This window comes from Azospirillum sp. B506 (genome assembly GCF_000333595.1).
Lineage (GTDB): Bacteria > Pseudomonadota > Alphaproteobacteria > Azospirillales > Azospirillaceae > Azospirillum.
The window spans coordinates 24,640-31,164 of the sequence record NZ_BADK01000068.1; the positions used below are offsets into that span (position 1 = coordinate 24,640).

Annotated in this window: 4 protein-coding genes and 1 pseudogene; 3 read left to right on the forward strand and 2 right to left on the reverse strand. The window is 66.5% G+C overall.

Annotation, left to right across the window (positions count from 1 at the left end; translation table 11 throughout):
* Window positions 1–315: 315 nt before the first annotated feature.
* A pseudogene (locus tag I71_RS02300) lies at window positions 316–501 on the forward strand (IS3 family transposase); the annotation flags it as partial.
* A 27-nt stretch (window positions 502–528) separates the two neighbouring features.
* On the opposite strand, the gene I71_RS02305 reads toward I71_RS02300, so the two are convergent.
* Together I71_RS02305 and I71_RS02310 are read right to left on the reverse strand one after the other, a co-directional pair.
* The gene (locus I71_RS02305) at window positions 529–2,418 is read right to left on the reverse strand and encodes an ATP-binding protein (protein ID WP_042689733.1); all 1,890 of its coding nucleotides are present in this window, start codon (window positions 2,416–2,418) and stop codon (window positions 529–531) included.
* Between the two features lie 4 nt (window positions 2,419–2,422).
* Entirely contained in the window at window positions 2,423–3,112 is a 690-nt protein-coding gene (locus tag I71_RS02310; RefSeq protein ID WP_042689774.1) for a response regulator transcription factor, read from the reverse strand.
* A gap of 468 nt (window positions 3,113–3,580) precedes the next feature.
* Here I71_RS02310 and I71_RS02315 point away from each other — a divergent pair, with 468 nt between their 5' ends.
* Together I71_RS02315 and I71_RS34755 are read left to right on the forward strand one after the other, a co-directional pair.
* Window positions 3,581–5,716, forward strand: a complete 2,136-nt coding sequence (locus I71_RS02315; RefSeq protein WP_049975877.1) for a filamentous hemagglutinin N-terminal domain-containing protein — start codon at window positions 3,581–3,583, stop codon at window positions 5,714–5,716.
* A partial coding sequence (locus tag I71_RS34755; protein WP_375731164.1) for a GLUG motif-containing protein occupies window positions 5,713–6,525 on the forward strand: 813 nt, incomplete at its 3' end. The genes I71_RS02315 and I71_RS34755, both read left to right, overlap by 4 nt.

Here is a 6,525-nt window from a genome sequence, read left to right on the forward strand (position 1 = left end):
GGCCGCCCGCCGGGTGGCGGCAAGCTTGCCCCCTATGGCGAGCTTCTGAGCGGCTGGGTGGACGCGCAAGGTGACATCAACCATGCCCGAACTGGCGGCCAAGCTGAAAGCCGAGCGGGGCGTCTGATCGTTCTCGGCTACAGCGTCAAAAAAACGCTGCCGGCGACCGCACCATCGAAGAGCTGTGGAAGGCTGTCGGCTCCATCTGCGACCTCTACACACCCGACGAATGCTGGAACCACCTCAAGCACGCAGGATATGCGTCAGATTAAACGCTCGAAACTCTAAAAGATGGTTGACCAACATAGGAGCATCAATGCTCCAGTGGAGAGCTTCTTCCACACCCTCAAGGTCGAGTTGGTCCACTGCACTCGGTTCGAAACCCGTGACCAAGCCCGCCGGGAGGTGTTCGCCTACATCGAAACCTACGACAATCGCCAACGCCCTCACTCGGCCATCGGATACATCACCCCCGGAAAGGCCGAACCAAGATCTGCGTGAACCCGTGTCCACCGAAACAGGGCAAGATCATTGGCTGGCTGTCGGTCTGGGCAGATCCAGTATGATGTTGGTGCCGTCCGGACCGGAGACGATGTCAAGCCGGGCACCAATGGTCCGTGCCCGTCGCCGCATGTTGGCAAGCCCGTAGCCGCCGGGGCGGTCCGCCGCGCCGCCGCGTCCCTTGTCGGCGACCACCACGCGAATCCCGTCGTCGGTCGGCCGGATCTCGATCGTCACCCGATCCGCCCCCGAATGCCTGGCGGCGTTCATCGTCGCCTCCTGAAGCAGGCGAAACAGCTCCAGCGCGGTCGAAGACGACCAGCCGGCCCCCTCCGGCAGGGCGTGCATCTGCCAGTCCAGGGCGATGCCGAGCGTGCGGAGCTGGGGTTGGATGTGATCCCGGAAATTCGCCAGCATCATGCCGGGATCGTCCCCGACCTCGGCCATCGAGGCGATGACCAGACGCAGATCGACCAGCGCCCTGCGCGCCGCGGTGCCGAAGTCACCCACCTGCGCATCCGTCCGGCGGCTGAGCGCCACCATCGACACCAGCTGGCCGGCGATGCCGTCATGGAGGTCGCGGGTCAGGCGCGACCGTTCGGCTTCGAGCGCGATCGCCCTTTCCTGGGCCTGCTCGCGGGCAAGGCTGATGCGCAGCGCCGCCTCCGCATCGGCGATCTCCCGGCGCAGGTTGGCGTTGAACTGGTCCACCGCATTCAGCGCCGCCGCGAAGCGCCACATCAGGATGGTGCTGATGACGCTGAGAAGCATGAAGATGGGGATGGAGAACGGGTTGATGAACAACCGCTTGCCAACGGAGCCGTAGAGGATCGGCGCCTCATGGAGGATCATCAGCAAGGACAGCAGCGTGGCGCCCAGGACCATATGAGCACTGTTGCTGCCTCGCCGGAAGGCCGCGTAGGACAGCACGCCCAGCGCCCAGCAGGACAGGCCCCAGGCGACCGGCACCGCGACGTACCAGTTCAGGACATGAACGATCCCGGGAGGCAGCAGCAGGAATGCCGAGGTGACTCCCACCGGAAAGGCCGCGAACAGGACGCTGGCCCGCGGCGGGCGGCGGTTCACGAAGCTGAAGGCGAACGGCACCAGCATCGCCGTCACCCAGGAGAAGCTCAGGTTCGTAAGCTGCATGACCAGCGGTGACGCCAGAGGCTCCGGCAGGACGACGACGAGATTGCTGATCGAGTTGAAGAACAGAATGCCGGCATACAGGATATAGGACCATTCGGAGCGGCGAACCGCCCAGACGATCAGCAGCATCACGCTGAAGGCGAACTGCCAGCGAAAGAGCAGCTGCGGCAGGATGACCAGAAGGAAATGATGCTGCTGGTACACCGGGCGCAGCAGGCTGTCGGGTCCGGCATGGATGACGCTGAGATAGCTCTGCCGGCCGAACAGCATCACCGCGCTGATCTCCACGCTGTTGGTGCCGGCCTTCAGCAGCGGGGCCGGGATCGCGATGATGTCCGGCCAGATCAGGGTGACGATCTGGCCCGAATGCGTCCAGTCGCTGTCGTACAGCAGGGCACCGTTGACCCGGACCAGAATGCGTCCCGAATAGTTTGGAATCAGCACGGACCATTGCTCAGGGTCGTCCGGGGAATGATCGAACTCCAGCCGGTAGAGCCCGCCGCCGAACCGGCCCGCGCCGGGTACCCTGAAGCTGTGGGGCAGGGATACGGCGGCCTCCGGAACATCGGCCGGCCGGTCGAGGGTTTCCAGCGGCCGGAACATGGCGCGATCGAGTTCGATGCCGCCCTCCGGGGGCGACAGGGTGAACAGCGGCGTACCGATGCCCACCGCCAGAACGGTCAGGTAGAACAGGCCGATGACCGGGCGGCGCAACAGGCGCAGCCATCCGCGGCCTTCGAGGGCCTCGACGAGGCGCACGGCCACGGCCTCACTCTCCAAGCTGGATCAGCTTGCGCCCGATCGCCTCGTAGACCGCCTCCGACCGCGAATTCACCTCCAGCTTGCGGTAGATGTTCTTGATGTAGGACGGCACCGTCTGCCGCGACAGGCCCAAGCGGTCGGCGATGTCGTTGTAGGTGAAGCCTTTCGCGATCCCCCAGAGGATGTCTGTCTCGCGCGGGGTCAGCAGCGGCGCCGGCTTGCGGTCCTTGAACGAGCCGTCCTGGACCCGCCTTATGATGTAGCGGGCGATGGAGGCGGAGATGGGCGAACGCCCCTCGATCAGGCCATGGACGGCCTCCACCATGTCCACCGGCTCGGAATCCTTGAGGATGTAGCCGGACGCTCCGGCGCGGATCGCCGTCACCACGCTGTCCTCGTCGCCCAGCACCGAGATCACCATGATCTCGCTGGCCGGATAGCGGTCCCGAACCTCGCGGATCAGGTCGGTGCCGTGGCCGTCCGGCAATTGCAGGTCGGTGATCAGAACGGTGGGGAGGAAGCGTTCGCAGGCAGCCCGTGCCGCTTCCAGCGTATCGGCCGTGGCCAGAAGCGCGATGCCGTTGCAGGCGGTCAGGGTTTCCGCCAGATGATCGCGCGTCGGCGGGTCGTCCTCAACCAGAACGACCGTGAGCTGATGGGAACCGGCAAGCGGTCGGTCGTCCGGGCACGATGACATGAATTCCCTGCTGTCCTCGAACGGCATGGCTCGGGCGGGCTGCCGCCGCCACCCCCATGAGCGGGATGAACATACCGATCGACGATAATCGGCGTTCTCCGGGCCAACAACCCCTTATCGGTGAGCGCCCCGCCCCTTCCCCCATATTCATGGGGATGCGCCGACGCCCCCATGATCATGGGGTGCCGCACCGCCGGGCACCCCCTTATGGTCCGCAACATTGGGTGTTCCGAAGCGACGCGCTGCAACCTCTCATGATCGTCCCGCATCGTCAGGACGATCCCGCAGTGAGTGCAGCCGGTACAGGTGCGCCACCAAGCGGAACGACAGGGGTGCGTTGTGAGCGCGATGACGTGTCTTGCCAAGACTGCCCGTATTCCGGCACCGGCGGCATTCCACGATGCCATCCCCGGCCGGGAATCGTCCCGAGCACCATGGCACCCGGTGCCCCGGTGTTCCGGACGATCCATGGCCAAACTGTCGCTGTGGCTGATCGCCAGTGTCGCCCTGATGGAAAGCGCCATCGCACCGGCCTCGGCCCAGACCTTGCCGGCCGGTCCGTCGGTCGCCGCCGGGGCAGTGTCCATCGCCACCCCGTCGGGCACCAGCGTCATCATCGACCAGACCTCCCGGAACGCCGTCATCAACTGGAACAGCTTCTCCATCGGGTCGGGGAACAGTGTCGCCATCAACAATGGCGGTGGCGCGACGCTGAACCGCGTCACCGGCAACATCCCGTCGCGCATCGACGGTTCGCTGACCGCCACCGGATCGGTCTATCTGATCAACCCGGCCGGTGTGGCTGTGGGGCCGGGCGGAAAGGTGCTCACCGGCGGGTCCTTCACCGCCTCCACCCTCGACATTCCGGACGCGGCCTTCCTGAACGGCGGGGACAAGAGCTTTTCCGGTACGTCCAAGGCGACGGTGACCAACGCCGGGTCGATCGGTTCGCTGGGCGGCGACGTGGCGCTGATTGCGCGGGAGGTGACCAACACCGGCACCCTGACCGCCCCCAACGGCACAGTGGGCCTCGCCGCCGGCTATGAGGTGCTGGTGAAGGATAGCGCGGTCGAGGGCGGCAAGTTCCAGGTCAAGGTCGGCGGGAGCGACACCGCAGCCACGACCTCCGGGCGGATCGCCGCGGCGGCGGCGGAGATCCGCGCCAATGGCGGCAACGTCTATGCGCTGGCCGGGAACACCGGCGGCGTGATCGCCGCCACCGGCACCGCCAGCAGCGGGGGACGCATCTTCCTGACCGCCGGTGACGGCGGCACGGTGGAGGCGGGCGGGACCCTCGCCGCGACCCGGACGACGGAAACCGGTGCGGTCGAGGGTGGCGACATCCGGGTGTCCGGCGGCACGGCCACGGTGACCGGCACGCTGTCGGCCAGGGGATCGACCGGCAAAGGCAAGGAGGGAAAAGGCAAGGGTGGAAAGAGTGCCGCGGGCAAGGGCGGCACGGTGGCGGTCACCGGCACGGCGGTGAAAGTGACCGGCACGGCCACGATGGACGTCTCCGGCAGCCGCGGCGGGGCGATTGCGGTGGGCGGCGACTATCAGGGTGGCAAGGACGCCGCCCGCAAGACGCTGAAGGAGACTGTGGCGAACGCCAAATCGGCCACCGTCGCCGTCGGGGCACGGCTGTCCGCCGACGGTACCGACGGCGATGGCGGCAGCGTGGTCGTTTGGTCGGACGAGCATACCGACTTCGCCGGTACGATCACGGCGCGGGGGACCGGTGCGGGCGGCAAGGGCGGCGATGCCGAGGTGTCGGGCAAGGCAACCCTGTCCTTCCGCGGCACCGCGGACCTGAGCGCGGCGGAGGGCGCGTTCGGCACGCTGCTGCTCGACCCCTACAACCTGACGATCTCCGCGGAATCGGACAGCACCGTCTCCAACGCCTCCAACGTGTTTACCGCCGGCGGCAACGACAGCGTGCTCAGCGTCGCCACCCTGACCAACGCCCTGGCACTGGCCCACATCGCGGTGTCCACCGGGGCCACCGGGTCCAGCGGCAGCCAGGCCGGCACCATCACCGTGGCGGCGCCCGTGACATGGTCTAGCAGCTCCTCGCTGACGCTCAGCGCGACCGGCGACATCGTCATCAACGCCCCGATCACCGCGACGGGAGACGGTGCCTGGCTGACCCTGCAGTACGGCGTGGGCCGGGGCTATACGATCGCAAACAATGTGTCGGTCACGATGTCGGGTTCCGGCCCCCATCTGCGGATCGGCAAGACGGGAGCGCTCCAGACCTACCAGACGATCTCCAGCATGGCGGATCTGGCCTCCATCGACAGCGCCGGGGCAACGGGGTATTACGCGCTGGTCAAGAACCTGGACGCGGCGGGAACCACCTATACCGGCTCGTTGGTATCCCAAAGCTTCTCCGGCACCTTCGCCGGGCTGGGCAACACCATCTCCAACCTGACGGTCAGAGCGCCCGAGACGGACAATGTCGGTCTGTTCGCGACGATCGGCAGCGGCGGCATCGTCAGGGATTTCACCCTGACCGGCGCCACCCTGAGCGGCAAGGGCTTTGTCGGCGGTCTGGCCGGCAGCAACGCCGTAACCATCACCAAACCCACGTCACCGGGAGCGTGACCGGGACCGGCGGCAACGTCGGCGGTCTGGCCGGTAGCAACACCGGGACCATCGGCCAGTCCTATGCCACGGCGGCTGTGACGGGATCTGGTGGCAACGTCGGCGGTCTGGCCGGCACCAACACCGGGACCATCACCCAATCCTATGTCACGGGCAGCGTGACGGGCGGCGCCGGCTCGACCGGCGGTTTTGTCGGTCTCAACAATTTGAACGGCTCCATTACGGATTCCTACGCCACGGCAAGCGTCACCCAAGGCACGTTCGTCGGCGGTTTTGTCGGGATGAACGACGGCCATGCCACCATTGCGCGATCCTACGCCACGGGATCGATAGTGGGGCGGGGGACTGCCTACACGGGTGGATTCCTCGGCGTTGCGGCCGGCGGCACGGCCTCCTCCTCCTATTGGGACAAGGGCACGACAGGCCAGGACAGCACCGAAGGCATGGTCACTGGCTTGACCACAACGAGCGCCTTTTCCTCCGCGTCCTATACCGGCTTCGACTTCACCAACACCTGGTATATGGTCGACGGGTATACGCGGCCATTCCTGCGGTCCGAATATTCCACCGTCATCGGCAACGCCCATCAGCTTCAATTGATGGGGATGGACCCGTCCGCCGCCTACACGCTGGCCACCGACATCGACGCCCGGGACACCGGCGCCAGCAGCGCCGCCGGTATGTGGCGCATCAGCGGAAACCAGAGCGGTTTCGCACCGGTGGGGGATTCCCAGCAGCCCTTCACCGGCTCGCTCGACGGCGGCGGCCATGTCATCCGGGGGCTGACTTTCGCCTCCACGGATGGGGGC

Coding starts and splice junctions, on each gene's coding strand:
- I71_RS02310 (WP_042689774.1), bottom strand. CDS start 3,112: ATGTCATCGTGCCCGGACGACCGACCGCTTGCCGGTTCCCATCAGCTC.
- I71_RS02315 (WP_049975877.1), top strand. CDS start 3,581: ATGGCCAAACTGTCGCTGTGGCTGATCGCCAGTGTCGCCCTGATGGAA.